The following is a 24,898-nucleotide window of genomic DNA, read 5'->3' as shown; positions in this document are numbered from 1 at the left end:
GCGTATTTCCCCCATCCCGCCGTTCCCGTCTCCCGTTCCACCCGATTCCACGGCCTTCAGCCCCGCCCGGGGTAAAATGCGCGCCACGCCGCGATGTCGCGCGCGACGGGCATGCCGCCGTTCCGACGAACGGCGTACGCAACTGCCCGGCGCCCGCAACCGGGGCGTTCGAAGCGAACCCCGCATGACAAGACCGCGCGACGCAGCCGGCCGCCCGACATGCTCGCGATCCAGGATCGACGGCTGCGTCGGTGCCCGGCGCGTCACCGTCATCCGATGTCCCATCCTGCGCTTTCCCGATCGATCGGCACGCATGCTGCCCGATCGTCAGATTCGTCTGATGAATGTCGTGTCGACGTTCGTGCCCGGCGTCCGCAGGACCGTCGCGGGTGCTTGCATGAGGTCGCGCTTCGCAGCGGCGCAAAGCGTTTCGAAGGTTTCGACAGGGTCGAGTGGCGAGTTTTCCATCCAGAACAATGACGGTGAATAGAACAACAGCGTCGCCCGCACGGCGGCGGCGCGCGAAGGCCGGGCTTGGCGTCGGTCTCGGTATCACGCTTTTCGCGGCGCAGGCCGCCGCGGCACAGGGCGACGCGCCGGCGCCCGACGCCGGTGCGGCCGGCAGCACGACGCTGCCGGCGATCACGGTGAGCGGCGAGCGCGGCAACACGCTGCGCGCACGCACGGCGTCGGTCGCGGGGCTCGACGATGCGCCGCTGCGCGACACGCCGGCCTCCGTCAACGTCGTCACGCGGGCGCTGATCGACGACCAGCAGGCGAAGCGGCTGAGCGACGTCGTGCGCAACGACGCATCGGTCGTCAACGACTACGCGCCGGTCGGCTACTTCGAAGGCTTCGCGATCCGCGGCTTTCCGGTCGATCTCGCGAGCGCGATCCGGATCGACGGGCTGACGGTGTCCGGCGAGCAGAACGTGCCGCTCGAGAACAAGGAGCGCGTCGAGATCCTGAAGGGGCTGGCGGGCATCGACAGCGGCGTGGTCGCGCCGGGCGGCGTGATCAACTTCGTGACGAAGCGCTCCGCGAACGTCGCGAGCGTGACGGGCGGCGTCGACAGCCGCGGCTCGACGTCGGCGTCCGTCGATCTCGGCCGCCGCTTCGGCCCCGACAATCAGTTCGGCTTCCGGATCAATGCCGCGAAGGAGAACATGCACTCCTATATCGACGGCACCAACGGACGACGCACGTTCGGCTCGATCGCCGCCGACTGGGACATCAGCCCGCGCGCGAGCCTGCAGTTCAACGCGGAATTCCAGCAGTGGATCCAGCGTTCCGCGCCCGGCTACCAGCTGCTCGGCGGCACCGTCGTGCCGTCGGTCAAGACGACGTCGAAGGCGCTCGGCACGCAGCCGTGGGCGAAGCCGGTGACGACCGATGCGCTGAACCTGAACGCGCGCTTCGACTACCAGTTCAACGACGACTGGAAGGCCTACGTCGCCGCCGGCCGCAGCCGCACGATGATCGACGACAACAGCGCGTTCGCGTACGGCTGCTATTACGCGGCGAGCTGCGCGGCCGGCACGACGTCGCCGTTCTTCTTCGGCGCGAACGGCGACTACGACGTGTACGACTTCCGCAGCCCGGGCGAATACCGCCGCAACGACGACCTGCGCGCGGTCACGACCGGCAAGTTCGCGACGGGGCCGCTGCGGCACGAGCTGACGCTCGGCGTGAGCGTGCAGCGCCGCGTCGTGCACATGGCGAATGCCGTGTACGACTACGTGGGCAGCGAGAACATCTATGGGCCCGACGTCGCGTTCGCACCGTCGCCGAACACGGCCGGGCCGTCGTATCCGCAGCTCGACGCGTGGCAGTACGGCGTGTTCGGGCTCGACCGCATCAGCATCGGCGAGCACTGGCAGGTGCTCGCGGGCGGCAAGGAAGTGCTGCTGCGCCAGCGCAGCTGGAGCAGCCTCGACGGCGACGCGACGCACACCGACCGCTCGGTGTTCCTGCCGCAGGTCGCGCTCGTCTACAAGCCGGTGAACGTGCTGTCGCTGTACGCGTCGTACAGCAAGGCGCTGTCGCTCGGCGACCAGGCGCCGGTGCGCGCGACCAACGCGTATGCGTTCCTGCCGCCGGTCGAATCGCACCAGTTCGAGCTCGGCGCGAAATACGACTGGCTCGACCGGCTGAGCCTCACGGCCGCCGTGTTCTCGATCAGCAAGCCGTTCCAGTTCGCCGACCCCGATGCGTCGGGCACGAGCTATACGTTCGTGCAGCGCGGCACGCAGCGCCACCAGGGGATCGAGTTCGGCGCGGCCGGGCGCGTGACCGAGCGGCTCGGGCTGACGGCCAGCGTCGCGGCGATTCGCGCGCGCGCGTACGACGCGGGTTCGCCGGCGTACGAAGGGCACCAGATCATCAACGTGCCGGCGCTGCGCGCGTCGCTGTATGCGGACTACGCGGTGCCGGGCGTTGCCGGTCTGAACGTGCTCGGCGGCGTCGAGTACAGCGCGGCGCGCAACGCGAACGAGGAGGGCACCGCGCGCGTGCCGTCGTGGTTCGTGTTCAATCTCGGCGCACGCTATACGACGAAGATCGCGGGCCATCGCACGGTGCTGCGCGTGTCGGTGGACAACCTGTTCAACAAGTTCTACTGGCGCGACGCGGGTGAGCAGCAGGGCGACGCGTACCTGTTCCCCGGCGCGCCGCGCACCGCGCGCGTGTCGTTGACCTATGATTTCTGATCGTCCGGACCCGGCCGCGTGATGCGCGGCCCCGGCAGCCAACCAGGAGAGCACAGACGATGTCCCCACTCGAAATCGCCGGCGTGATCGTCAGCGCGCTCGCGATCTGGCTGACCGCGAAGCGGCGCATGCTGTGCTGGCCGGTCGGGCTCGCGTCGGTCGCGCTGTACGGCTGGATCTTCTTCGACGCGAAGCTGTATTCCGACATGCTGCTGCAGGGCGCGTTCGCGGTGCTGCAGGTGTACGGCTGGCGCCGCTGGATCGCGCAGCGTACGCTCGAGGCGGGCGGCGGCGCGGCGCCGCAAGGCGACGTCGCGCCCGTCACCGGCGTGCGGCCGCGGCAGATGCTGCCCGATCTGATCGCGGCCGTCGTCGGCAGCGCGCTGCTCGGCGGGATGATGGCGCGCTGGACCGATGCGGCGCTGCCGTTCGTCGATGCGTCGCTGACCGCGTTCAGCCTCGTCGCGCAATACTGGACCGCGCGGCGCTACATCGCGTCGTGGGGGCTGTGGATCGTCGTGAACGTCGTGTACGTCGGGATGTTCGTGTTCAAGGCGCTGTATCTGACGGCCGGACTCTACGCGCTGTTCATCGCGCTCGCCGTCGTCGGCTGGCGTGACTGGAGCCGGACGGCGAATGCGCTGCGCACGACGGCGAGCCCGGCGGGCTGATTCACGGGCTGATTCAACTACGGAGCGACGTCGTTCATGTCATTTCCACTCGAGCCGGACGCGCCTGCATCGCGTGACGTCGCCGACATGCGGGACGTCGCGCCGCCGCAATTCGGCGTCGACGGCGAGCAGGCCGAACGCGACTGGCCGCTGATGACGCACGACGAAGTCGCGGGCGTGCTTGCGCGGATCGAGGGCGTCGGCGCGCCGGCGCGGCTTACGTGGCACAGCCCGCGGCCCTTCTCGGCGGCGGTGCTGGTGCACACGACCGACGCGCGCGCGCTGTTCGTCAAGCGTCATCACGCGAGCCTGCGCGACGTCGCCGGGCTCGAGGAGGAGCATCGCTTCATCGCGCATTTGCGCGATCGCGGTGTGCCGGTCGCGGACGTGCTCGCCGGTCGCGACGGCGCGACCGCGTTCGCATCCGGCGACTGGACCTATGAAGTGCACGTGGTGGCGCCAGGTGTGGACGCGTATCGCGGCGTGATGTCGTGGCAGCCGTTCACGCATCCTTCGCATGCGTACGCGGCAGGCCGCGCGCTGGCCGAACTGCATCGCGCGTCGGCCGGCTACGATGCGCCGGCGCGGCCCGTGCGCACGCTGCTGTCGAGTTTCCGGGTGCTGTCGTCCGCCGATCTTCCCGGTGCGCTCGAACGCTGGGTCGATGCGCAGCCGCTGCTGGTGCGCGCGCTCGGCACGCGCGACTGGCGCGGCGATGTCGCGGATGCGATCGGCCCGTACCACGCGCGCCTCGTGCCGCTGCTGCCCGCGCTGGCGCCGCTTTGGACGCACGGCGACTGGCATGCGTCGAATCTGCTGTGGACGAACGCCGCGCCCGGCGCGCAAGTGCGGACCGTGCTCGATTTCGGCTTGTCGGATCGCACGTGCGCCGTCATGGATCTCGCGCTCGCGATCGAACGCAACGCGATCGACTGGTTGGCGCCGGCCGATGCACGTCGCGTCGAGCATGAACAGATCGGCGCGCTGCTCGACGGCTACGAATCGCTCGAACCGCTGAGCGACGACGCGTATGCGGCGCTGGTCGCGATGCTGCCCATCGTGCATACCGAATTCGCGCTGTCGGAAGTCGCGTATTTCGGCTGCATCGTCAATGCACCGGACATCGTCGATGTTGCGTACGACGGCTATCTGATCGGGCATGCGCAATGGTTCGGCGAACGCGACGGACGGCAGTTGCTCGACTGGCTGGTGCAACGCCGGCGCGCGAAGCGGGGCAGCTTGTAAAACTGCGTTGCGGACACTGTCGAGCCGGCAGTGTCGTCTGCCCGAACTTCACCTTCCTGCGGTGCTGCGATCGCACGGCACGGCCGCACGTTTGCCGCACCCGACGCGGTGCCCACCGGCCTGATGCCCGGCGAACAGATCGACCATGCGGGGCATCGATGCGGCAATCCGAACTTCTACGTGAACACGCATCCGTGCCTGTTCCCGAAGCGCAACGTCACGCCTTGATGCAGTCATATCCCCGCGCCACATGCGCGGCTGTCGACTATAGTTATGCACGAACAGCACCCATCCACGTCGAAGGCGGGCAAATGATCGATCACGTTTACATCTCAGTCACCGACATCGAGAAGTCGCTGATCTTCTACTCCGAAGCGTTGAAGCCACTCGGCTGGAGCGTATTCGGCAACTACGACTCCGCGAATGGCCCGGCGAGCGTCCCCGATCTCTACGGCATCGGCGACGATGTGTACGGCAAGGGAGAGGGGGTTGGATCAAGTATCTGGCTACGGAAACGTCAGCCGGGCGAGACCGGCCTTTACCTGGGGATCGTCTGCGATACGAACGAACTGGTCGACGCTGCCTACGCAGCCGCAATCAAGGCCGGCGGCCTCGATGAGGGAAGACCGGCGGATCGTACCTACTTCGCCCCCGGCTACTACGCCGCCAACGTCGCCGACCTCGACGGCAACCGTCTCGAGTTCGTACACAAGGCGTGGAACCCCAAGCGACGCCCATAGCAATCCAGTGGATGCACGGGTGTCGTCGCGGTCCGTATCGCCTTGAACGATCCCGCACCGGATAGACGGCTGCTTCGCGAACGTACGGTTGGCCGAACCGGATCGGCAAGCCACGTCAACGGAATTCCGCAAACAAGCAAAAAAAGGCCCGGCGCTCGCAGTGTCCGGGCCAACGCGTGATCGTGCCGTGCGACAGCGATACGCTTGCGTGGTTCGCAACGGGCATCACCCGTCACGCATTCGATGGTATGCGACGCGATCCATCGCGAACCTGATCGGAAGATGAAATTTTCGTCACGCGCGTATCGGTGAGCGATCGACGTTCCGATCAGAGGCGATGGCGCAGCCTGAGATTGACGATCCCTTGCGTAGCCGTAGGCGCCGATGCGGGTGCTGCGACGCACGATGGTTGCATGCCGAACGTGGCCCCAGGCATCGACCGGCGATTGAACACCTCGAAGCGGGCGTGTCGGCACGCCCGCTTCGGCTCACAGCTGCGCGAGCGCCTGGTCGAGATCGGCGAGCAGGTCGTCGATGTGCTCGATGCCGATCGACAGCCGTACCGTTTCCTCCTTCACGCCGGCCTTCGCGAGCTCGGCCGGCGACAGCTGGCGGTGCGTCGTCGAGGCCGGATGCGTCGCGAGCGACTTCGTGTCGCCGATGTTGACGAGCCGCGTGAACAGTTTCAGCGCGTCCTGGAACTTCGCGCCGCCGTCGCGTCCGCCCTTCACGCCGAACGTCAGGATGCCGGGCGCGCGGCCCGACAGGTAGCGCGCGACGAGCGCATGATCCGGGTGATCGGGCAGCCCCGCGTAGTTCACCCATTCGACGTGTTCATGGCGCGCGAGATGCTGCGCGATCTTCAGCGCGTTGTCGCTGATGCGCTCGATGCGCAGCGCGAGCGTCTCGATGCCTTGCAGGATCTGGAACGCGTTGAACGGCGAGATCGCCGCGCCCATGTTGCGCAGCGGCACGACGCGCGCGCGGCCGATATATGCGGCCGGCCCGAACGCTTCGGTGTAGACGACACCGTGATAGCTGACGTCGGGCTCGTTGAGCCGCTTGAAGCGGTCCGCGTGCTGCGCCCACGGGAACTTGCCCGAATCGACGATCGCGCCGCCGAGGCTCGTGCCGTGGCCGCCGAGATACTTCGTCAGCGAGTGCACGACGATGTCCGCGCCGTGTTCGAACGGACGCAGCAGGTACGGCGACGGCACCGTGTTGTCGACGATCAGCGGGATACCGTGGCGATGCGCGACTTCCGCGAGCGCAGCGATGTCGGTCACGTTGCCGAGCGGATTGCCGACCGATTCCGCGAAGATCGCCTTCGTGCGCGTGTCGATCAGCGGCTCGAACGACGCGGGGTCGCGCGGATCGGCGAAGCGCGTCGTGATGCCGTATTGCGGCAGCGTATGCGCGAACAGGTTGTAGGTGCCGCCGTACAGCGAACTGGCGGACACGATGTTGTCGCCGGCTTCCGCGATCGTCTGGATCGCGTACGTAACGGCCGCCTGGCCCGACGCCAGCGCCAGCGCGCCGATGCCGCCCTCTAGCGCGGCGATCCGCTGTTCGAGCACGTCGGTCGTCGGGTTCATGATCCGCGTGTAGATGTTGCCCTGGACCTTCAGGTCGAACAGGTCCGCGCCGTGCTGCGTGTCGTCGAATGCGTACGCAACGGTCTGGTAGATCGGCACCGCGACCGCGCGCGTGGTCGGGTCGGGGCGATAGCCGCCGTGCACGGCGATGGTTTCGAGGCGCCAGTTCGAAGAGGCCTGATCGGTCATGAGTGCTCCATCTGTTGTTGTCGTGGTCGAGCGATTATAGGAGCAGGTGCGCTGCCGTCCTTAGAACGAATGGTTTGTTGCTTATGGGGCCGCCGCGCATAGAATGCGTTTTTCTTCGGATGAAGGATGCGCGATGGACCAGGATCAGTGGAACAAGGTGGATGCGTATTTCTCCGCGACGCTCGTGCCGACCGACGACGCGCTCGACGCCGCGCTCGCGGCGAGCGACGCGGCCGGGCTGCCCGCGATCAACGTCGCGCCGAACCAGGGCAAGCTGCTGCAGCTGCTCGCGACGATTCGCGGCGCACGGCGCATCCTCGAAGTCGGCACGCTCGGCGGCTACAGCACGATCTGGCTCGCGCGCGCGTTGCCGCCGGACGGCCGGCTCGTGACGCTCGAACTGAACCCCGATCACGCGAAGGTCGCGACGCGGAACATCGCGCGCGCCGGGTTCGCGGATGTCGTGTCGGTGGTGGTCGGCAGCGCGAAGGACAGCCTCGCGCGGCTCGTCGATGCGGGCGAGGCGCCGTTCGACTTCATCTTCATCGACGCGGACAAGGACAACAACGCCGCTTATCTGGACGCCGCGCTGAAACTGTCGCGGCCCGGCACGGTGATCGTCGTCGACAACGTCGTGCGAGGCGGGCGCGTGGCCGATCCGGACAACCGTGAGCCGGACGTCGTCGGCGTGCGCGACGGGTTCGCGCGGATCGTCGCCGAGCCGAACCTCACGACGACCGCCTTGCAGACGGTCGGGCTGAAGGGCTGGGACGGGTTTTCGATCTCGATCGTCGGCGCGTGACGTGACGGTGGCGCATCACCGCGGTCGTCGGCCGCACCGGACGTGCGATACGGTCGCGGCCACGGAACTTTCATCGAGCGCGGCCGCCCGGCCTTCGGCCGCGCGCCGCGCTATCCTTTCACGCACACCACTTGACGCAGCGTGTGCACCACTTCGACGAGGCTGCGCTGCGCCGCCATCACCGCATCGATGTCCTTGTAGGCCATCGGGATCTCGTCGACGACACCCGCGTCCTTCCGGCATTCGACGCCGCGCGTCGCCTTGACCTGGTCGTCGACCGTGAAGCGGCGCTTCGCTTCGGTCCGGCTCATCGCGCGGCCGGCGCCGTGGCTGCACGAGCAGAAGCTCTCCGGATTGCCGAGCCCGCGCACGATGAAGCTTTTCGCGCCCATCGAACCCGGAATGATGCCGAGCTGTCCCTTCTGCGCGGATACGGCTCCCTTGCGCGTGACGAGCACGTCCTCGCCGAAGTGGCGTTCGCGCTGCACGTAGTTGTGGTGGCAGTTCACCGCGTGCTCGTCGACCGCGAACGGTTTCGCGATCACGCCGCGCGCCGCGCCGATCACCGCGTCCATCATCGCCTGCCGGTTGCGGCGCGCGTAGTCCTGCGCCCAGCCCACCGCTTCGACGTAGTCGTCGAAGTGCCGGCTGCCCTCGGTGAAATACGCGAGGTTGCGATCCGGCAGGTTCGCGATGTGCTGCCGCATGTCGGCCTGCGCGAGTTCGATGAACAGGCTGCCGATCGCATTGCCGACGCCGCGCGAGCCGCTGTGCAGCATGAACCACACGCGATCCGCTTCGTCGATGCACACCTCGATGAAGTGGTTGCCCGTGCCGAGCGTGCCCAGATGCGCGTAGTGGTTCGTCTTTTCCAGCTTCGGATACTTGCCGACGATCCGCTGGAAGCCCGGCAGCAGCGACTTCCACGACTCCGTCACGGCGGCCGGCGTGCGATCGCCCCATGCGCCCGGATCGCGGCGGCCCGGCGCGCGGCCGTGCGGCACCGCGCGTTCGATCGCGCTGCGCAGCCCGCCGAGCGCGTCCGGCAGGTCCGCCGCCGTGAGCGTCGTGCGCGCGGCCATCATCCCGCAGCCGATGTCGACGCCGACCGCGGCCGGGATGATCGCGCCCTTCGTCGGGATCACGCTGCCGATCGTCGAGCCCTTGCCGAGGTGGACGTCGGGCATCACCGCGACGTGCTTGAAGATGAACGGCATTTGCGCGGTGTTGCGCAGTTGCGTGCGCGCGTCGTCCTCGACCGCGACGCCTTGCGTCCACATCTTCACCGGCTTGCCGTTCGCCAGTTCCATCACCTGAAAATCATCGTGACTCATTTGCTTCACCTTCGAGCGCCCCTTCAGTCGTCCGGCGCAAGCTCTTGAACGCATGATGCTTCCATCTATTCTTGTCTTTTTCTTCACTGGCTGCCGGCCGACGTGCGTTGGCCGAATCGGGGTACGACGCGACCGGGTCGACTCGATTCGCGGAGTGCTCGCTGCACGGTAGCCGCGCGTGAACGATGTTCCACCATTTACGCTCGGCAGATCGCGATGATCTCCGCGCTGGCCGCGTCGTCGAACGGCGCACCGTTCCAGTCTCCGCACCAGTCGGCGGACGAGAAGCCGGCGGCCGCGACACGCGCCTGCAGGTCGGGTTGCGCGATGAAGCGCAGCCGGCTCGCGTTCTTCACTTGCGTATCGTCGCGATGAAAGCGGTAGACCGTGTCGAACGACACGATCGGACCGTCGACCGCGGTCACCGCATGATGGAGTTCGACGCTGCCGAATTCGGGCGAATCGATGCGGGTGGCCGACGCCGCCGGAGTCCAGCCGAGCCACGGCTCGACACGCGGATTGCGGGTCTCGAACAGGAAGCGCCCGCCGTCGGCCAGCACGCGCCGCACGCCGCACAGCGTCGCGTCGATCTCCGCGTCGGTCAGCAGGCACTGGAACGCGTGCCCGGTCATCACGACGGCATCGAACGGCGCGCCGGGCGGCAGGCCGCCGAGATCGCACGCGAGCCAGCGCACCGCGCCGGCGCCGGGCTGGCGTCGCGCATGGTCGATCATCGCGGGTGCGGGGTCGATCGCGACGACGTCGTGCCCGGCCGCCGCAAGCCGGCGCGCGAACGTGCCGGTGCCGCAGCCGAGATCGAGAATCCGTTTCCGCGCGGTGCCGAGGCGCGACGCGTAGAACGCGAAGTCACGATCGCCGGCGTTGAACCGGTCGTAGACCGCGACGAGGCGCGGATCGGCATAGAGGATTTCGCCGGCGGCCGCCGCGTCGGACGTCACGCGAAACCCGCGTCAGCGCTGTTGCACCGCGACGCGCAGCCCGAGCGCGATGAAGATCGAACCGATGATCTTTCCCTGCCAGCGCGTGAGCCACGCGAGCCGCTTCACGACGCGGCCGAGCGGGCGGATCGAGCATGCGATCAGCGTCGTATAGAGCGAGCTGAGCACGACGAAGATCAGCCCGAGCACCGCGAACTGCACGAACGTCGAGCCGCGTTCCGGATGCACGAACTGCGGCATGAACGCGAGGAAGAACAGCGCGGTCTTCGGATTCAGCACTTCGGCGGGAATCGCCTGCAGGTACGCCGTCAGCGGCGTGACGGGCGGCACCTTCGGCAGCGACGGATCGGACGGCCCGTCGAGCAGCGCACGCACGCCGAGGTAGATGAGGTAGGCCGCGCCGACCAGCTTCACGACGTTGAACGCGAGCGCCGACGTCATCAGCAGCGCCGACAGCCCGACGGCGGCAAACAGCGTATGCACGAAGTCGCCGCTCGCGACGCCGAGGCCGGTCAGGATGCCGGTCTTGCGGCCGCCCTGCACGGTGCGGCTCAGCACGAGCAGCACGGCGGGGCCCGGGATCAGGAACAGGCCCAGGACGACGGCGGTGAAGGTGGCCAGCGTGGTCAGGTCGAACATGGCGGCTCCGGCAAGGTTGGCGAGGCGGCGGGGGATCGCCGCATTGTATTCGGATCGGCGCGCGTCTGCCGATGCCGGCCGGGAACCGCGCGGCCGCGCCGGCGCCTTTCTGGTATAAGCACGAAAGGCCGCGCGGGCACGCCGTCCGGCCGCTTTCGACACCATCGCTCCATGCGCGACCTGCCACCCGTTACCGATCCCGCTGCCGACGCCGACGTCTATCACGTGCCGCGCCCGCTCGTCGTGTTCGGCGGCTCGGTCGTCGAGCCCGAATGGCGGCTCGAACGGCACAGCCATCCGCAGGCGCAACTGCTGTACACGCTGAGCGGCGTCATCTATTGCGAGATCGACGGCGGCGTGTGGAGCGCACCGCCGCAATGCACGGTGTGGATTCCGGGCGGCGTCACGCATTCGGCGCGCGGTTCGGCCGGCGCGACGTTCTACGCGGTGCTGGTGGAGCCCGATGCGGCGCCCGGCCTGCCGGCGCGCTGCTGCACGCTGGGCATGTCGCCGCTGTTGCGCGAACTGCTGCTGAAGGCCGCGAGCTTCCCGAGCCTGTACGACGTCGACGGTCCGCAGGGGCGGCTGATGGCGACGTTGCTCGACGAACTCGTCGCGGCGCCGGTCGAGGACCTGTATCTGCCGATGCCGGCCGACCGCCGGCTGCGCCGGCTGATCGATCACCTGCTCGACGACCCGGCCGACAAGTCGCCGCTGCCCGAACTCGCGCGCCGCGCCGGCGTCAGCGAGCGCAGCCTCACGCGGCTCGCCGCGAAGGAACTCGGCATGAGCCTCGGCGACTGGCGCCGGCGGCTGCACGTCGCGCTGTCGCTGCGGATGCTGACGGCGGGCCGCCGCGTGCACCAGATCGCGATCGACCTCGGCTACGAGAGCGCGAGCAGCTTCGTGACGATGTTCCGCAAGGCGACCGGCAAGTCGCCGACCCAATACCTGACCGACCGGCAGCGCTGACCGTGCCGTGCTGAGCCGTGCCGTGCCAGGTCGGCACGCGCGCGTGCTTGGCCGGATCGAACAAGCGGTTGGCCGGCACGAGAAATGACGGGACGGGCGTCGCTCCTTAACATGAGAATCATTCTCATCTGGAGGCCGACATGCAGATCGTCACGACTGAATTCCCGTTGGTGTGGTTGCGTTACGCGCGTTCGCCGTCGAGCGATCCCGCGCACCTGCTGGCCGAGCTCGACGCATTGCTCGCGCGCCGCGAACGTTTCGTGTTCCTGACCGACGATGCCCCGTCCGGCGACGATCGCGATGCGCAGGATCACGAGATGCGCAAGCAGCTCGCGAAATGGAGCAAGGCGAATCGCGCGCAATCGCGCGAATGGATTCCCGCGATGATCGCGGTCGAGCCCGACGCGCAGCGGCGCGCTGCGCTCGATGCGTTCTCGGCCGCGTTCGAGAAGGTCTGGGGTTATCCGTTGAACGCGGCGGCCAATCGTGACGAGGCGCTCGCGCTGGCACGGCAGCTGCTCGCCGCGCCGGCCCGCGCGGCCGCGGCCACGCGCGACTGAACCGGTCGCCGCGCCGGCGGCGCGGCTCGCTCACTGACAGGCATGCGCCGCGTCGCGTTCGCGCGCGATGCGTGATGCCGTATTCCGCGGGAGTTTCCGGTGGACAATCCGATTCGCGCGATGCGCATCTTCACGCGCATCGTCGAGATGAACAGCTTTACGCGCGCGGCGCACTCGCTCGGCATTTCGCGCGCGACCGCGACGCGCACCGTGCAGGAACTCGAGGCGGCGCTCGGCATGCCGTTGCTGGTGCGCACGACGCGCGCGCTGCGGGCGACGCCGGAAGGCGACGCGTATTACCGGCGGTGCCAGCGCATCACCGCGGACGTCGACGAGCTCGAAGCGAGCCTGCGCAATGCGGCGCGGCATCCGAGCGGGCCGCTGCGCGTCGAGTTGCCGGGAGCGGTGGCGGACGCGATCGTGCTGTCGGCGCTTGGCGCGTTCCATGCGCGTCATCCGGAACTCGTGCTGATGCTGGGCGTGTCCGGACGCGCGGCCGACCTGATCGGCGATGCGGTCGATTGCAGCATCCGGCTTGGCTCGCTGCCCGATTCGTCGCTGGTTGCGCGCCCGCTCGGCGCACTCGAGCGCGTGACCTGCGCGAGCCCCGCGTATCTCGAGCGCTGCGGCGTGCCGCGTTCGCTCGATGCGCTTGCCGGGCATCGCGCGGTCAGCGGCGCGTTCGCGTCGGCCCAGCGCACCGCCGAACTCGAATTCGCGATCGACGGCGCGGTGCGCACGATCCGGCTCGACGGCATCGTCAGCGTCGACGACGAGCAGGCGTATCTGGCGTGCGGCGTGCATGGCCTCGGGTTGATCCAGCCGCCGCGCGTCGTCGCGCAGCCGCTGATCGACGCCGGACAGTTGCAGGAAGTGCTGCCGCGGTGGCGGCCGGGCGCGGTTTCGGTGTCGGCCGTCTATGCGAAGCGCCGGCACGTGTCGCCGGGCGTGCGCGCGTTCGTCGACTGGATCGCGGAGCGCTTCGAGGATGCCGCGCAGGAGAGGGCCGGTGTGAGCGTGCCTGGGGCAGCGCTGCGGCAGATGGCGGCGACGGCGATTGCCGCGTGCGAGCCCGACGGGAGGCTGGCGGCAGCGGCGTGACGGCGGGGCGTCGAACGAATGAACGGGGGCTCAGGTGCTTGCGAGGCGAAACGCGTCGGCCATGCGCTCCTGTTCCCGGGCAGAAAGCGCGAGTCGTGTCGCGAGCGTGCGCCATTGGCCGACGACGCCGCGGAAATCATCGATGATCTCGTCGGCATCCTTCAGGCTCAGCCGGAAGTATTCACATACCTCGCGAGCGAGTTCGAGGTTCAGCGCGTTGTCCGCTTCCGTGATGTTGAGCTTGAGACCGTCGGCTACGGCGACGGGATTCATATCGTAGGCCGCGGAGAGTCGCCAGCCCGCAGCCGGTTCGAGCATGAACCCGTGATTGCGAAGATGGTCGTCGGTATTCGAGACGAGAAGGTTGAAGACGATCCGGGTCCATAGTTCGCGCAGATCGGCATTCGGTTGCGCGCCATGTCGCATGAGAACTTCCGCCAGTTCCAGGTAGCTGACACCGGTCGATGCATCGTCGCCGTCGACATGGCCGGTCATCGTCATGGCCGAGGCAAAATGCAGCCGGCGTCCATCAGCGGTCCGATCAAAGCGTCGCACCAGGAAGCAGTGGTAATCGCTGGCGAATTTTCGCGCTTCGGCGTGGGCGACGTTCAGGCCGCAGCCCACCGCCAGTGCATTGACGACCATTTCCCAGCCGCCTACGTCGTAGTCGTCCCGTGCGCTCGGGAACTTGGCGATATACAGGTGCCCGCGGTCGTCGGCCACGCTGGCTTTCGGTCTGGCGCCGCCGAGCGAGCCGCCGGGTGCGATGAGCATCGATAGCCAATCGCGACCGTCCGGGGCGACATTGTCGACGTCTTCCTCCAGTGCCCGACTGGCTTGCTCCAGTTCGCGAATCTCCGCAAACGGAGGCGCGGCGAGATCGATGCGGTCATCGAGAAATTCTCCGGTGTCGTCGAGCTTGTAGCGCAATGCGCCGACTCGATAGAGGTCGTGGACGCCGAGCAGGTAGTCCGACTCATGGAGTCGCGTGCCCTTCGGCCGAAGACCTGCGCGAACGTCACGCTCCAGCCGGCGATCCATCAGCATGCGGCCCCATCGATCGGGGCTCGAATCGGCGAACGCGCCGAACGCGTGCCGCGGCGGCACCGGATATTGCGGTCCTTCGAAGAGGCCGATCCCGGGGTCGAGTTGCACGCCGGCGAACTCGGGTGCATCCAGCGCAACCGCGTCGTACTGGAATTCGAACCGTTCGCTGGCACGTGTCTGTCGACTGTGCAGAAGACCGAGTTTTCGGGGAGCGGGCAGGCCGTCCCAGTCTGCATAGACGGAGATGGTCGTCATTTCCTGGTCGCCCCTCCGTGTCGCTTGCCCACGGGTTTCAGCAATGCGGTCAGATCCGCGGCGGTCGTGCCGCGATTCTCGTCAGGCACTGCGCGACCGAATGCCGTCGTCGCTGTTCCGTCGGCTTGGGCGGTGGGAGAAACGCTCGCGCTAGCGCGCTTGCCGGACGTGCGCGGCGCTGCCGCGACCGGTGTCGAAGCCACTTGCTTCGAGCGCCGCGGCGTGGCGAGTCGGGCGTCTTGAAGCTGGCGGCCGAGCGGGTCCGCGGCGGCCAGCTTTTCCAGATCACCCTGCAGCCCGAGCGTCTGCATGACGGAAAGATAGGCCCCCATCGTTACCCCCGAACTGCCCGCCTCGAGTGAGCGAAGCGTCATGGGCGACATGCCCGCGCGTTCCGCGACCTGCTTGGCCGTCAGCTTTCGGCGCAGGCGCGCCAACTTCAGCCGCTCGCCGAAGTCGACGAGCAGCCGATTGGACGCCGGCAAGAGCGGGGCAGTCTTCTTGGCCATGGTCGGAGCTAATATTTCAGCGCTTTTTGTGGAATAACGCCAAAATAATAGCACTTTGGCTTGAGGCAAGCGGCATCCCAATAGTGTCCCATGGATCAAAGTGTAAATATTTTGGCGTTTTTTATGAAAAATAGCCGAAATATTGGCATGGTGCCGACCGGCCGGTTCAACGCCGCATGCGGTTTGCGCGGGACGTCCGGTGCCTCCTCACCCTGCAGCGTGCGTCAGCGCCTTCCGTCCGCCTCCCGTCACCCACCCAGGTCCCCCGCCAGAAAATCCACGAACGCGCGTATCCGCGCCGACATCTGATGCCGCTGCGCATACACCGCGTAGATATCCGCGCTCGGCGTTTCGTAGTCGGGCAGCACGACGACGAGGCGCCCGTCGGCCAGATAGTCGCGGATATCCCACTCGGCGCGCATCAGGATGCCGTGCCCGTCGAGCGCCCACTTCACCGCGATCTCGCCGTCGTTCGTCGTCAGGTTGCCGTTGATCCGCACGGCTTCCGTATTGCGCGCCGCGCCGCGTCCGCTTGCCAGCCGCCAGATTCCGTAGCCTTCGTCGCCTTGCCGGATGCCGATGCAGTTGTGCCGCGTCAGCTCGTGCGGCGTGCCCGGCGTGCCGTGCCGCGCGAGATACGCGGGCGCCGCGCACAGCAGCCGGCGGTTCGGCGCGAGCCGTCGCGCGACGACGCGCGTATCGGGCGGCTCGCCGAAGCGGATGCACACGTCGAACGCGTCGTCGGTGAGCGGCGGCGGCATCACCGACAGTTGCAACTGCACCGACACCTCCGGAAAACGCGCGACGAAGCGCGAGATCGCCGGGCCGACGTGGCTGCGCCCGAAGCCGAGCGTCGCGTTCACGCGCAGCAGCCCCTTCGGCCGCTGCCGCGCGCTGCCGAGCAGTTCGCCCAGTTCGTCCATCTGATCGAGGATCCGGCGCGCGTAGTCGAGATACACGTCGCCCTCGGGCGTCAGCATCATGCGCCGCGTCGTGCGGTTGACGAGCGTCACGCCCGCGCGCCGCTCCATCTGCGTGAGCCGCTTGCTGACGGCCGCCGCGGTCAGCCCGAGCTCGCGCGCGGCCGCGCTCAGGCTGCCCGCCGCGGCCAGTGTCGAGAAGAAGCCGAGATCGGCCGGCTGGACGGTATCCGCCATGACGGGATTCATGAATTGAAGTTAAAGATGCTTTGAGTATAGCCCCGGTTTCCACACTTCCAGTTCGGTAAAGTGCGTTCACGCTCACGATCAATCGAGGATGTCAGCATGAAGACCTACCGTATCGCGACCATTCCCGGCGACGGCATCGGCAAGGAAGTGGTGCCTGCGGCCAAGCAGGTGCTGGAAGCGCTGGCCCGCGGCAGCGACCGCTTTGCGTTCGAGTTCGAGGATTTCGACTGGGGCGCCGATTACTACCGCCTGCACGGCGCGATGATGCCGGCCGACGGCCTCGACGCGCTGCGCGGCAAGGACGCGATCCTGTTCGGCTCGGCGGGCGACCCCGACGTGCCCGACCACGTGACGCTGTGGGGCCTGCGCCTGAAGATCTGCCAGGGCTTCGACCAGTACGCGAACGTGCGGCCGACGCGCATCCTGCCCGGCATCGACGCGCCGCTGAAGCGCTGCGGGCCGGCCGACCTGAACTGGGTGATCGTGCGCGAGAACTCGGAGGGCGAATACGCGGGTGTCGGCGGCCGCGTGCACCAGGGGCATCCGATCGAGGCGGCGACCGACGTGTCGATCCTCACGCGTGCCGGCGTCGAACGCATCATGCGCTTCGCATTCCGGCTCGCGCAGTCGCGTCCGCGCAAGCTGCTGACCGTCATCACGAAGAGCAACGCGCAGCGTCACGCGATGGTGATGTGGGACGAGATCGCGAAGCAGGTCGCGCAGGAATTCCCCGACGTCACGTGGGACAAGGAACTCGTCGACGCCGCGACCGCGCGCATGGTGAACCGCCCGGCGTCGCTCGACACGATCGTCGCGACCAACCTGCACGCGGACATCCTCAGCGATCTCGCGGCCGCGCTCGCGGGCAGCCTCGGCATCGCGCCGACCGGCAACATCGATCCCGAGCGCCGCTATCCGTCGATGTTCGAGCCGATCCACGGCTCCGCGTTCGACATCATGGGCCGGGGCCTCGCGAATCCGGTCGGCACGTTCTGGTCGGTCGTGATGCTGCTCGAGCATCTCGGCGAGACGGCAGCGGCCGCGCGCGTGATGCAGGCGATCGAGGCCGTGACGGCCGATCCGTCGCTGCATACGCGCGACCTCGGCGGCAGCGCGACGACCGCGCAGGTGACGGCCGCCATCTGCGAGCGCGTCGCGCACGCGGCGGTCGCCGCCTGACAGTAACGAGAACGGCGACGAGGACGGCGACGGCCGCACGCGCAGCCGGTCGCCTTCCGTTCGCCGCCCCCCGGATTTTTTGCCCGCGACTCGCGCATTCGACGCGAGCCGGGCGCCGGCGCGCACGCTTCGTCGTGATGCCGGCGGTACCCACCGAGCCCGCGCGGACAGCGCGCGACTCGACCTCGAAGGAGGAGACACATGCAAGCGGATCTGGAAACCCGCGTCGCGCGGAAACTGATGTGGCGCATCATTCCGTTCGTGATGCTGCTTTACTTCGTCAGCTTTCTCGATCGCGTCAACGTCGGCTTCGCGGCGATGACGATGAACAAGGCGATCGGCCTGTCGCCGACCGCGTTCGGACTCGGCGGCGGCCTGTTCTTCATCGGCTACTTTCTGTTCGAAGTGCCGAGCAACCTGATTCTCCATCGCGTCGGCGCACGCATCTGGATCGCGCGCGTGATGATCACGTGGGGCATCGTGTCGGCGGTGTCCGCGTTCGCAGCCGGGCCGACGAGCTTCTACGTGTTGCGCTTCCTGCTCGGCATCGCGGAAGCCGGCTTCTTCCCCGGCATCATCCTGTACCTGAGCCTGTGGTTTCCCGCGAAGCAGCGCGCGGTGGCGGCCGCGTGGTTCATGGCGGCCGCGCCGATCTCGACCGCGATCGGCTCGCCGCTGTCGGGCGCGATCATGCAGATGCCGCCGCTGTTCGGGCTCGCCGACTGGCAGATGCTGTACATCGTCGAGGCGCTGCCCGCGGTCCTGCTCGGCTTCGTCGTGCTGACGTGCCTGACCGATGCGCCGTCGAAGGCCGCGTGGCTGCAGCCGGACGAGCGCGACTGGCTGGTCGCGAAGCTGAAGTCCGAGGCCGACGCGCGGCACGCGCATGCCGGGCACACGGCCGGCGCGTGGCAGGCGCTGCGCGACCCGCGCGTGCTGGCGCTCGCGCTGATCTACTTCGGCACGTCGGCGGGGCTCTATACGCTCGGCCTCTGGGCGCCTCTGATGGTCAGGCAGTTCGGCTTCACCGCGTGGCAGACGGGCCTGCTGACCGGCATCCCGAGCATCGCCGCGGTCGTCGCGATGATCGGCTGGGCACGGCATTCGGATCGCACCGGCGAACGCACGTGGCACGTGGTGATGCCGTGCGTGCTGGCCTGCATCGGCTTCGTGTTCGCGGGGCAGGCGAGCACCGCGCTCTTGACCGTGCTCGCGCTGGTCGTCGTCAACATCGGGATCAGCGCCGCGAAGGCGCCGCTGTGGGCGATGCCGAGCGCATTCCTGTCCGGCGCCGGCGCGGCCGCGGGGATCGCGATGATCAACTCGATCGGCAACCTCGGCGGCTTCGTCGGGCCGTTCGCGATCGGCTGGCTGAAGAACGTGACGGGCGGCTATGCGGCCGGGCTGTACGTGGTGGCGGGCACGCTCGCGGTGTCGGCGGTCGTCACGCTCATGCTGAGCCGCAAGGGGGCGCGCGAGCAGGTCGTGGCGGGGGTGCGGCATCATCATTGAATTGCAGGCAGCGCGTGTTGCCGGACGTGGCGACTGTGTGGAGGGTGCCGGCGCTCGCGTGCGCGAGGCCTTTGCCCACTACGCGGTGTGACGCGACTTCCGCCCGTCGCGCGCGCCGGTTTCCCCGCTACACGTTCGGCGACTGCACGCTTCGTGCGATCTCCCGCGCACACGCATCGGCAGACGCTTTCGACGTGTCGACGAAGCAATCGCTGAACGCGCGCGCCGCATACCCTTCGCGATACATCTCGGCGATACGTTTCCGCTCCCAGTCCGTCAGCGCGCGCGTGCCGCGATCCGACGCCGCGATCGCTTCCGGCGGCGCGAGTGTCACGACGAACAGGCGCGCGTCGCGTGCGTCGCAGGCTGCGCGCAGCCGGTCGAATTCCGCGTCGCCGATCGGATAGGCGATCACCAGATGACGTTCGCGTGCCTGCGCGATCTCTTTGACGAGGCGCGCCAGCGCGATCGCCCACTGCACGTCGAACGGGGTGTCGTCGGGCGCGTCGTGATCGTCGCCGTCGATGAAGCGCGCATCGGGCAGCCGCTGCGCGAGTGCGCGACCGATCGTCGTCTTGCCGCTGTTGATCGGGCCGTTCAGGTGGATGACGGTGAGGGAAGTCATGAGCCGGGCCGGAAATCGGACGACTGGCAGCTTGCCACGATTGCCGTAGCCTTGCAGCGCCGTTTGCGCGTGACGCGGTGGCGCGAGTAGAGCAGGAAGGGAAAGAAGCGGAGGAAGAAGCAGCAGGCCGCGCGTGCACCGATGCACATGCGGCCTGCCCGGCCGGAGCGCGTATCGGCTACGCGCCCCGGCGTCGAACGAAGCGACTTACTTGTCGTCGCCCTTGATCTGCGGCAGCGCCGACGCTTCACCCGGCGTCAGCAGGCCGACTTGCGAATACACGCGCAGCTTGTCGCGCGTATCGGTGATGTCGAGGTTGCGCATCGTCAGCTGGCCGATCCGGTCGCGCGGCGAGAACGTCGACGCCACCTTCTCCATCGACAGGCGTTCCGGCTGATACGTGAGGTTCGGCGACTTCGTGCTCAGGATCGAGTAGTCGTTGCCGCGGCGCAGTTCGATCTTCACTTCGCCGGTGATCGCGCGCGCGACCCAGCGCTGCGCCGTTTCGCGCAGCATGATCGCCTGCGGGTCGAACCAGCGGCCCTGGTACAGCAGGCGGCCGAGACGGCGGCCGTTCTCGCGGTACTGCTCGATCGTGTCTTCGTTATGGATGCCGGTGACGAGACGCTCGTATGCGATGTACAGCAGCGCGAGGCCCGGGGCTTCATAGATGCCGCGGCTCTTCGCCTCGATGATGCGGTTCTCGATCTGGTCGCTCATGCCGAGGCCGTGGCGGCCGCCGATGCGGTTCGCTTCCAGCAGCAGCTCGACCTGATCCTTGAACTCGACGCCGTTCAGCGCGACCGGCTGGCCGGCTTCGAAGCGCACCGTCACTTCCTCGGCGGCGATCTTCACGTCGTCGCGCCAGAACGCGACGCCCATGATCGGGTTCACGATCTTGATGCCGCTTTCGAGGCTTTCGAGGTCCTTCGCTTCGTGCGTCGCGCCGAGCAGGTTCGAGTCGGTCGAATACGCCTTCTCGGCCGACATCTTGTAGGCGAAGCCGGCCTGGTTCATGAATTCGGACATTTCGGCGCGGCCGCCGAGTTCGTCGATGAACGTCTGGTCGAGCCACGGCTTGTAGATCTTCAGGTCCGGGTTCACGAGCAGGCCGTAGCGGTAGAAACGCTCGATGTCGTTGCCCTTGTACGTGCTGCCGTCGCCCCAGATGTTGACGCCGTCTTCCTTCATCGCGGCGACGAGCATCGTGCCCGTCACGGCGCGGCCGATCGGCGTCGTGTTGAAGTACGTGACGCCCGCGGTCGTGATGTGGAACGCGCCGCTTTGCAGCGCGGCGATGCCTTCGGCGACGAGCTGCGCGCGGCAGTCGATCAGGCGGGCGCCGGCTGCGCCGTATTCGATCGCGCGTTTCGGGATCGCGTCGTAATCGTCTTCGTCGGGCTGGCCGAGGTTCGCCGTGTATGCGTACGGGACGGCGCCCTTCAGTTTCATCCAGTGCAGCGCGGCGCTGGTGTCCAGGCCGCCGGAGAAGGCGATACCGACCTTCTGGCCGGTCGGGAGGCTTTCGAGAATCGTGCTCATAGGAATTACCGTGGATTGAAGCCGGTGGGATCGTATTTCGCGGAATATGCGAGTATCGGCTGTCCGGGAAGTTGGGGCAAGACCTGATTTTCGCGCCAATACGTCTTCGGGCCTGTCGCGACGGGCCTGACGGGCGGTTAACCGGCCGGAGAATCCGGCGTGAAACGGCCTCGGACGGCGGTCGAAACTGGCGAAGGCGCGCCGGCGCGCACGCCCGATTGGCGGGGCCAGATCGGTCGGCCGGTGCGGCATCCGCGCTCGGGATGCCGGGCCACCTTTATGAAAGGCTAATGAAAGATGTCCTGGGGCGCCCGGCGTCCGTCGGCCTTCGAATCGGCAAGGCTCCAGGTTCAGATATTCCACGCCTGGGCGGTATCGAGCAGTTTCTCGCGCAACTGATCCACTTCGCCGGCCAGCTTGGCCGTGATCGACACGTAGCCCGACAACTGCGCCGGCGGGGCGTCGTGCGGCGGCTCGGCCGGCCGGCGGCGCGGTGCGAGCCGGCTCGGCGTGCCGAACTTGAGCGCGCGGCTCGCGCCGACGAGCGTGTCGCGGATGCGCCGGTTCATCGCCTTCATCTCGGTGCGCATGTATTCGCGCGCGGCGAGGTCGTCGCGGGCCGGCACCGTGCTCGACAGGATCTCCAGATAGCCGATGCACAGGCGCAGGCCGCGCTGGATCGCCTCGAGCTGCGTGACCGGGATGTCGCATTCCTTCGACACCGACGGCATCAGCGAGCGCAGCTGCACCAGCAGCGCGCTCAGCGCGGCCATTTCCTTCAGGTGTGCGTCGTCGCTCACGTGGCGGTCGCCCGCGAGCCGCGCATGCACGGCCGCGCACGCGCGCAGCGCGTCGGCGAGCTTGTAGCGCCACGAGTAGGTCGCATAGAGCGGCAGCGCGAACGAGAACGCCAGCGCGATCGCGATGCCGGTCAGCACGTTCACCGCGCGCCACAGGCCGTCGACGATCTCGTTGTCGCCGTGCCCGGCGACGATCACCATCGTGATCGCCGACAGCAGCGCGATGTAGCCGGCCTTGCCGATCGCGTGATACGCGCAGAGCCCGCACGCGATCGCCATCAGCAGGTAGATCGCGAGCGGCGCGTGCAGGACGGAGTAGAGCAGGATCAGCCCCAGCCCCGCGAGCGCGCCGATCGACGTGCCGAGCGCGCGCTCGGCCGCCTTCTTGCGGATGTTGCCGTGGTGCTGCAGTCCGCCGACGACGATCAGCACGGTGATCGTCGACCATTCGCCGTGCGGCACGCGCAGGCCGGTGGACAAGGCGATCGACACGAGAATCGCGAGCGCGACGCGCGCCGCATGGATCAGCTTCGCGTGCCGGTAGCGGCGGTACGGGTCCAGCAGGGGACGGAGCGCGTGGCGCAGGAGCGGCGGGAATCGGGCAGGGAACTGGGCGGTCATGACGGAGCGGGGGTGGCCGGCGGGATGGCCGGAATGCGCGTGCGGCGCGGGCGGGCCGGCGCCGCGCCGCACGCGCGGTTGACGTAACGCTAGCCGAACGCGCGCGGGCTGTCCACGACGGCGCGGCGCGGCGCGGGTGCCGCCGGCCGCCGCGTCACGCGTCGGCCGTATTCGCCTCGGCGTTCGACACGCGATTGCGGCCGCCGGACTTCGCGTGGTACAGCGCCGCGTCGGCCTGCCGCAGCAGCGTCGCGGCGTTGACGCGCCCGCTGGCGCTGGTCGCCGCGCCGATGCTCGCCGTCACGTGCCCGTACGGGCTGCGGACGTGCGCGATGTCGAGCCCGGCGATCGCACGGCGGATCGCTTCGGCGACGGTCGCCGCGCCCTGCGCGTCGGTGTCGGGCAGCGTGACGACGAATTCCTCGCCGCCGTAGCGCGCGACGTGGTCGCTGTCGCGGCGCAGGCAGCGCGACGCGGATTGCGCGACGCGGCGCAGCACGTCGTCGCCGGCGAGGTGGCCGTAGTAGTCGTTGAACGCCTTGAAATGATCGACGTCGACGAACAGCACCGACAGCGGCCGGCCGCTGCGCGACGCGCGCTGCGCCTCCTTCGCGAGCACGGCATCGAACGTGCCGCGGTTGTCGAGCCCGGTCAGCGAATCGGTATGCGCGAGCCGGTACAGATTCAACTTGGTGACCTGCCGGCGCTCGAGTTCGCGCGACAGCGCGAGCGAGCCCCCCAGGATGAACACGGTAAACAGGCCCATCAGCACGGCGGTCCAGATCGCGCGATGGCGCCACGGCGCGTAGATGTCGATCTCGGCGGGCGCGACGTCGACGATCAGCGGCAGATGCGCGAGATGCTTGTAGACGTAGATGCGCCGCACGTCGTCGATCGCGCCGACGCCCGTCAGCACGCCTTCGCTGCTGCGCTGCGCCTTGATGAAGAGCGGGGAGTGGTGGAGGTCGAGGCCGACCACGCGCGGATCGTACGGCAGGCGCGAGACGAGCGCGCCGTTGTCCTCGACGATCGCCGCGCTGCCGTGCTGGCCGACCGCGAGCCCGTCGAGCAGCGCGCGGAAGTAGCCGATGTTGAGCGTGCCGACGACGATTCCGCCGAAGCGGCCGTCGGCCAGCGTGATCCGGCGGCTGAGCGCGATCGTCAGCGCGCCGCCGCGCAGCCGGGACGCATAGGGCCGGCTGATGTAGAGGCCCTGCGCGCGCCCGTCGCGATGCACGGTGAAATACTCGCGGTCGGCGAAATTGCCTTGTCGCGGCGGCGATGCGGCCGAATCGATCACGATATTGCCGTGCGGATCCATTACGAAAATGGCGCCGAGATACGCGCCGGTCGCGGCGCGGTCGAACAGCAGCCGGTGACGCTGGCGCGGCGGCAATGCCGTCAGTTCCGGATCGGCGAGCCCGTCGACGACGTTTTGCAGCGAAAGATCATACAGTTCGATATTGCGGGAAATATCGCGCTCGATCAGCAGCATCAGGTTGCGCGCATTTTCGACCGCATGGTCATACGCGTCGTGGCGTGCCTCGATTAAAAGCGACGTCGAGAGTCCCCAGCTGAACAGCAGCAGCACGACGCCGGCGACGAGCACGCCGCGGGGCGACAGTATGCGTGCCACGGCCGTCGCGGTATGACGGCGCAGCGTAGCGAGCGGCGTGGGTGGCATCATCCTCGGGGCAGGCGGCGGATATGTGCGTCGTCGACGATTCCGCGCTCTGATTAATTCGCATTAGTCGGCATTATCTCGCGAATTCCCGAAATTCGCCGCTCGATGCAAAACATGCATGCGCCAATCCGATTCGGAACGATTACGCATCATTACCTTGAGCCGGGTGTTCGTTTCGATTTGAATCGCGATTATGGGTGGCCGGTATTTTGTCTGATTATTAGGGCATATCGATCGATTTTGTCGTTTTAATACAGGATCGGGCTATTGCGCCGGCGCGATTGCGTATCGGGCGGGGAGGTGCGCTGTCGCGGATCACCCCGCGTCGGCATGCGGCGCCGGAGCGTCCGGACCCGAGCGGTCCCCGCGGCGAATCAGGTAGAATCCGCGCTTCGCCGCTGGCGCCCGGCGCGCAACGCGTATCGGGGCCGCATCGAATG

22 protein-coding genes are annotated in these 24,898 nt (G+C 67.9%); 11 read left to right on the top strand and 11 right to left on the bottom strand.

What is annotated here, in order from left to right; translation table 11 throughout:
• Window positions 1-476: 476 nt before the first annotated feature.
• The 5 genes from DIE02_RS10230 to DIE02_RS10210 all read left to right on the top strand — a co-directional run bounded on the left by DIE02_RS10230 (window position 477) and on the right by DIE02_RS10210 (window position 5,364).
• The gene (locus tag DIE02_RS10230; RefSeq protein WP_124528904.1) at window positions 477-2,708 is read left to right on the top strand and encodes a TonB-dependent siderophore receptor; all 2,232 of its coding nucleotides are present in this window, start codon (window positions 477-479) and stop codon (window positions 2,706-2,708) included.
• A gap of 59 nt (window positions 2,709-2,767) precedes the next feature.
• Window positions 2,768-3,379 (top strand): nicotinamide riboside transporter PnuC, encoded by a 612-nt coding sequence (gene pnuC / locus DIE02_RS10225; protein WP_124520342.1) that lies wholly within the window; start codon window positions 2,768-2,770, stop codon window positions 3,377-3,379.
• A 36-nt stretch (window positions 3,380-3,415) separates the two neighbouring features.
• Window positions 3,416-4,624, top strand: a complete 1,209-nt coding sequence (locus tag DIE02_RS10220) for a phosphotransferase enzyme family protein (protein WP_124488817.1) — start codon at window positions 3,416-3,418, stop codon at window positions 4,622-4,624.
• A gap of 30 nt (window positions 4,625-4,654) precedes the next feature.
• A complete protein-coding gene (locus tag DIE02_RS10215) occupies window positions 4,655-4,852 on the top strand; it encodes a hypothetical protein (RefSeq protein WP_124488816.1) in 198 nt (65 codons plus the stop codon).
• Between the two features lie 83 nt (window positions 4,853-4,935).
• Window positions 4,936-5,364 carry a VOC family protein gene (locus tag DIE02_RS10210; RefSeq protein ID WP_124488815.1) on the top strand — a complete coding sequence of 143 codons (429 nt, stop codon included), beginning with the start codon at window positions 4,936-4,938 and terminating at the stop codon, window positions 5,362-5,364.
• Between the two features lie 488 nt (window positions 5,365-5,852).
• Here DIE02_RS10210 and DIE02_RS10205 read toward each other — a convergent pair whose 3' ends face one another.
• On the bottom strand, window positions 5,853-7,148 hold the full coding sequence (locus tag DIE02_RS10205; protein ID WP_124488814.1) for an O-acetylhomoserine aminocarboxypropyltransferase/cysteine synthase family protein: 1,296 nt from the start codon (window positions 7,146-7,148) through the stop codon (window positions 5,853-5,855).
• A 133-nt stretch (window positions 7,149-7,281) separates the two neighbouring features.
• Here DIE02_RS10205 and DIE02_RS10200 point away from each other — a divergent pair, with 133 nt between their 5' ends.
• On the top strand, window positions 7,282-7,950 hold the full coding sequence (locus DIE02_RS10200; RefSeq protein WP_044848099.1) for an O-methyltransferase: 669 nt from the start codon (window positions 7,282-7,284) through the stop codon (window positions 7,948-7,950).
• A 110-nt stretch (window positions 7,951-8,060) separates the two neighbouring features.
• On the opposite strand, the gene DIE02_RS10195 is transcribed toward DIE02_RS10200, so the two are convergent.
• The 3 genes from DIE02_RS10195 to DIE02_RS10185 all read right to left on the bottom strand — a co-directional run bounded on the left by DIE02_RS10195 (window position 8,061) and on the right by DIE02_RS10185 (window position 10,882).
• Complete coding sequence (locus DIE02_RS10195) at window positions 8,061-9,284, bottom strand: RtcB family protein (protein WP_124528902.1); 1,224 nt, start codon at window positions 9,282-9,284, stop codon at window positions 8,061-8,063.
• A 197-nt stretch (window positions 9,285-9,481) separates the two neighbouring features.
• On the bottom strand, window positions 9,482-10,243 hold the full coding sequence (locus DIE02_RS10190; protein ID WP_124528900.1) for a bifunctional 2-polyprenyl-6-hydroxyphenol methylase/3-demethylubiquinol 3-O-methyltransferase UbiG: 762 nt from the start codon (window positions 10,241-10,243) through the stop codon (window positions 9,482-9,484).
• A 12-nt stretch (window positions 10,244-10,255) separates the two neighbouring features.
• Window positions 10,256-10,882, bottom strand: coding sequence for a LysE family translocator (locus DIE02_RS10185; protein WP_044848096.1), 627 nt, complete (start codon window positions 10,880-10,882; stop codon window positions 10,256-10,258).
• A 171-nt stretch (window positions 10,883-11,053) separates the two neighbouring features.
• Here DIE02_RS10185 and DIE02_RS10180 point away from each other — a divergent pair, with 171 nt between their 5' ends.
• The 3 genes from DIE02_RS10180 (at window position 11,054) to DIE02_RS10170 (ending at window position 13,515) form a co-directional block, all read left to right on the top strand.
• The gene (locus tag DIE02_RS10180) at window positions 11,054-11,854 is read left to right on the top strand and encodes a helix-turn-helix domain-containing protein (protein ID WP_124528898.1); all 801 of its coding nucleotides are present in this window, start codon (window positions 11,054-11,056) and stop codon (window positions 11,852-11,854) included.
• A gap of 140 nt (window positions 11,855-11,994) precedes the next feature.
• Complete coding sequence (locus tag DIE02_RS10175) at window positions 11,995-12,414, top strand: ATP--cob(I)alamin adenosyltransferase (protein ID WP_124528896.1); 420 nt, start codon at window positions 11,995-11,997, stop codon at window positions 12,412-12,414.
• 99 nt (window positions 12,415-12,513) lie between these two features.
• A complete protein-coding gene (locus DIE02_RS10170; RefSeq protein ID WP_124528894.1) occupies window positions 12,514-13,515 on the top strand; it encodes a LysR family transcriptional regulator in 1,002 nt (333 codons plus the stop codon).
• 30 nt (window positions 13,516-13,545) lie between these two features.
• Here DIE02_RS10170 and DIE02_RS10165 read toward each other — a convergent pair whose 3' ends face one another.
• The 3 genes from DIE02_RS10165 to DIE02_RS10155 all read right to left on the bottom strand — a co-directional run bounded on the left by DIE02_RS10165 (window position 13,546) and on the right by DIE02_RS10155 (window position 16,483).
• Window positions 13,546-14,817, bottom strand: a complete 1,272-nt coding sequence (locus tag DIE02_RS10165; protein WP_124528892.1) for a type II toxin-antitoxin system HipA family toxin — start codon at window positions 14,815-14,817, stop codon at window positions 13,546-13,548.
• Complete coding sequence (locus DIE02_RS10160) at window positions 14,814-15,326, bottom strand: helix-turn-helix domain-containing protein (RefSeq protein WP_124528890.1); 513 nt, start codon at window positions 15,324-15,326, stop codon at window positions 14,814-14,816. The genes DIE02_RS10165 and DIE02_RS10160 overlap by 4 nt, the downstream gene beginning before the upstream one ends.
• A gap of 248 nt (window positions 15,327-15,574) precedes the next feature.
• The gene (locus tag DIE02_RS10155) at window positions 15,575-16,483 is read right to left on the bottom strand and encodes a LysR substrate-binding domain-containing protein (protein ID WP_124528888.1); all 909 of its coding nucleotides are present in this window, start codon (window positions 16,481-16,483) and stop codon (window positions 15,575-15,577) included.
• Window positions 16,484-16,591: 108 nt separating this feature from the next.
• On the opposite strand from DIE02_RS10155, the gene DIE02_RS10150 reads away from it, so the two are divergent.
• Both DIE02_RS10150 and DIE02_RS10145 read left to right on the top strand, forming a co-directional pair.
• Window positions 16,592-17,674: a tartrate dehydrogenase gene (locus tag DIE02_RS10150; RefSeq protein WP_124528886.1), complete on the top strand. Its 1,083-nt coding sequence runs from the start codon at window positions 16,592-16,594 to the stop codon at window positions 17,672-17,674.
• Window positions 17,675-17,875: 201 nt separating this feature from the next.
• Window positions 17,876-19,186, top strand: coding sequence for an MFS transporter (locus tag DIE02_RS10145; protein WP_124528884.1), 1,311 nt, complete (start codon window positions 17,876-17,878; stop codon window positions 19,184-19,186).
• Window positions 19,187-19,313: 127 nt separating this feature from the next.
• On the opposite strand, the gene DIE02_RS10140 is transcribed toward DIE02_RS10145, so the two are convergent.
• The 4 genes from DIE02_RS10140 to DIE02_RS10125 all read right to left on the bottom strand — a co-directional run bounded on the left by DIE02_RS10140 (window position 19,314) and on the right by DIE02_RS10125 (window position 24,461).
• Window positions 19,314-19,811: a shikimate kinase gene (locus DIE02_RS10140; RefSeq protein ID WP_124528882.1), complete on the bottom strand. Its 498-nt coding sequence runs from the start codon at window positions 19,809-19,811 to the stop codon at window positions 19,314-19,316.
• 207 nt (window positions 19,812-20,018) lie between these two features.
• On the bottom strand, window positions 20,019-21,353 hold the full coding sequence (gene argG, locus DIE02_RS10135) for an argininosuccinate synthase (protein ID WP_044848086.1): 1,335 nt from the start codon (window positions 21,351-21,353) through the stop codon (window positions 20,019-20,021).
• 350 nt (window positions 21,354-21,703) lie between these two features.
• Window positions 21,704-22,774 carry an FUSC family protein gene (locus DIE02_RS10130; protein ID WP_124488804.1) on the bottom strand — a complete coding sequence of 357 codons (1,071 nt, stop codon included), beginning with the start codon at window positions 22,772-22,774 and terminating at the stop codon, window positions 21,704-21,706.
• A gap of 154 nt (window positions 22,775-22,928) precedes the next feature.
• On the bottom strand, window positions 22,929-24,461 hold the full coding sequence (locus DIE02_RS10125; protein ID WP_409364361.1) for a diguanylate cyclase: 1,533 nt from the start codon (window positions 24,459-24,461) through the stop codon (window positions 22,929-22,931).
• Window positions 24,462-24,898 lie beyond the last annotated feature (437 nt).

The sequence above is a fragment of the Burkholderia sp. Bp8991 genome (assembly GCF_003853795.1).
In the GTDB taxonomy this organism is placed as follows: Bacteria; Pseudomonadota; Gammaproteobacteria; order Burkholderiales; family Burkholderiaceae; genus Burkholderia.
This window is presented reverse-complemented; position numbering and strand designations above follow the sequence as displayed.

Bases quoted from the DNA above. Each gene is read 5' to 3' on its own strand.
- DIE02_RS10230 (WP_124528904.1), top strand. From the start codon at position 477: ATGACGGTGAATAGAACAACAGCGTCGCCCGCACGGCGGCGGCGCGCG.
- pnuC (WP_124520342.1), top strand. From the start codon at position 2,768: ATGTCCCCACTCGAAATCGCCGGCGTGATCGTCAGCGCGCTCGCGATC.
- DIE02_RS10220 (WP_124488817.1), top strand. From the start codon at position 3,416: ATGTCATTTCCACTCGAGCCGGACGCGCCTGCATCGCGTGACGTCGCC.
- DIE02_RS10210 (WP_124488815.1), top strand. From the start codon at position 4,936: ATGATCGATCACGTTTACATCTCAGTCACCGACATCGAGAAGTCGCTG.
- DIE02_RS10205 (WP_124488814.1), bottom strand. From the start codon at position 7,148: ATGACCGATCAGGCCTCTTCGAACTGGCGCCTCGAAACCATCGCCGTG.
- DIE02_RS10200 (WP_044848099.1), top strand. From the start codon at position 7,282: ATGGACCAGGATCAGTGGAACAAGGTGGATGCGTATTTCTCCGCGACG.
- DIE02_RS10195 (WP_124528902.1), bottom strand. From the start codon at position 9,284: ATGAGTCACGATGATTTTCAGGTGATGGAACTGGCGAACGGCAAGCCG.
- DIE02_RS10185 (WP_044848096.1), bottom strand. From the start codon at position 10,882: ATGTTCGACCTGACCACGCTGGCCACCTTCACCGCCGTCGTCCTGGGC.
- DIE02_RS10180 (WP_124528898.1), top strand. From the start codon at position 11,054: ATGCGCGACCTGCCACCCGTTACCGATCCCGCTGCCGACGCCGACGTC.
- DIE02_RS10175 (WP_124528896.1), top strand. From the start codon at position 11,995: ATGCAGATCGTCACGACTGAATTCCCGTTGGTGTGGTTGCGTTACGCG.
- DIE02_RS10165 (WP_124528892.1), bottom strand. From the start codon at position 14,817: ATGACGACCATCTCCGTCTATGCAGACTGGGACGGCCTGCCCGCTCCC.
- DIE02_RS10160 (WP_124528890.1), bottom strand. From the start codon at position 15,326: ATGGCCAAGAAGACTGCCCCGCTCTTGCCGGCGTCCAATCGGCTGCTC.
- DIE02_RS10155 (WP_124528888.1), bottom strand. From the start codon at position 16,483: ATGGCGGATACCGTCCAGCCGGCCGATCTCGGCTTCTTCTCGACACTG.
- DIE02_RS10150 (WP_124528886.1), top strand. From the start codon at position 16,592: ATGAAGACCTACCGTATCGCGACCATTCCCGGCGACGGCATCGGCAAG.
- DIE02_RS10145 (WP_124528884.1), top strand. From the start codon at position 17,876: ATGCAAGCGGATCTGGAAACCCGCGTCGCGCGGAAACTGATGTGGCGC.
- DIE02_RS10140 (WP_124528882.1), bottom strand. From the start codon at position 19,811: ATGACTTCCCTCACCGTCATCCACCTGAACGGCCCGATCAACAGCGGC.
- argG (WP_044848086.1), bottom strand. From the start codon at position 21,353: ATGAGCACGATTCTCGAAAGCCTCCCGACCGGCCAGAAGGTCGGTATC.
- DIE02_RS10130 (WP_124488804.1), bottom strand. From the start codon at position 22,774: ATGACCGCCCAGTTCCCTGCCCGATTCCCGCCGCTCCTGCGCCACGCG.
- DIE02_RS10125 (WP_409364361.1), bottom strand. From the start codon at position 24,461: ATGATGCCACCCACGCCGCTCGCTACGCTGCGCCGTCATACCGCGACG.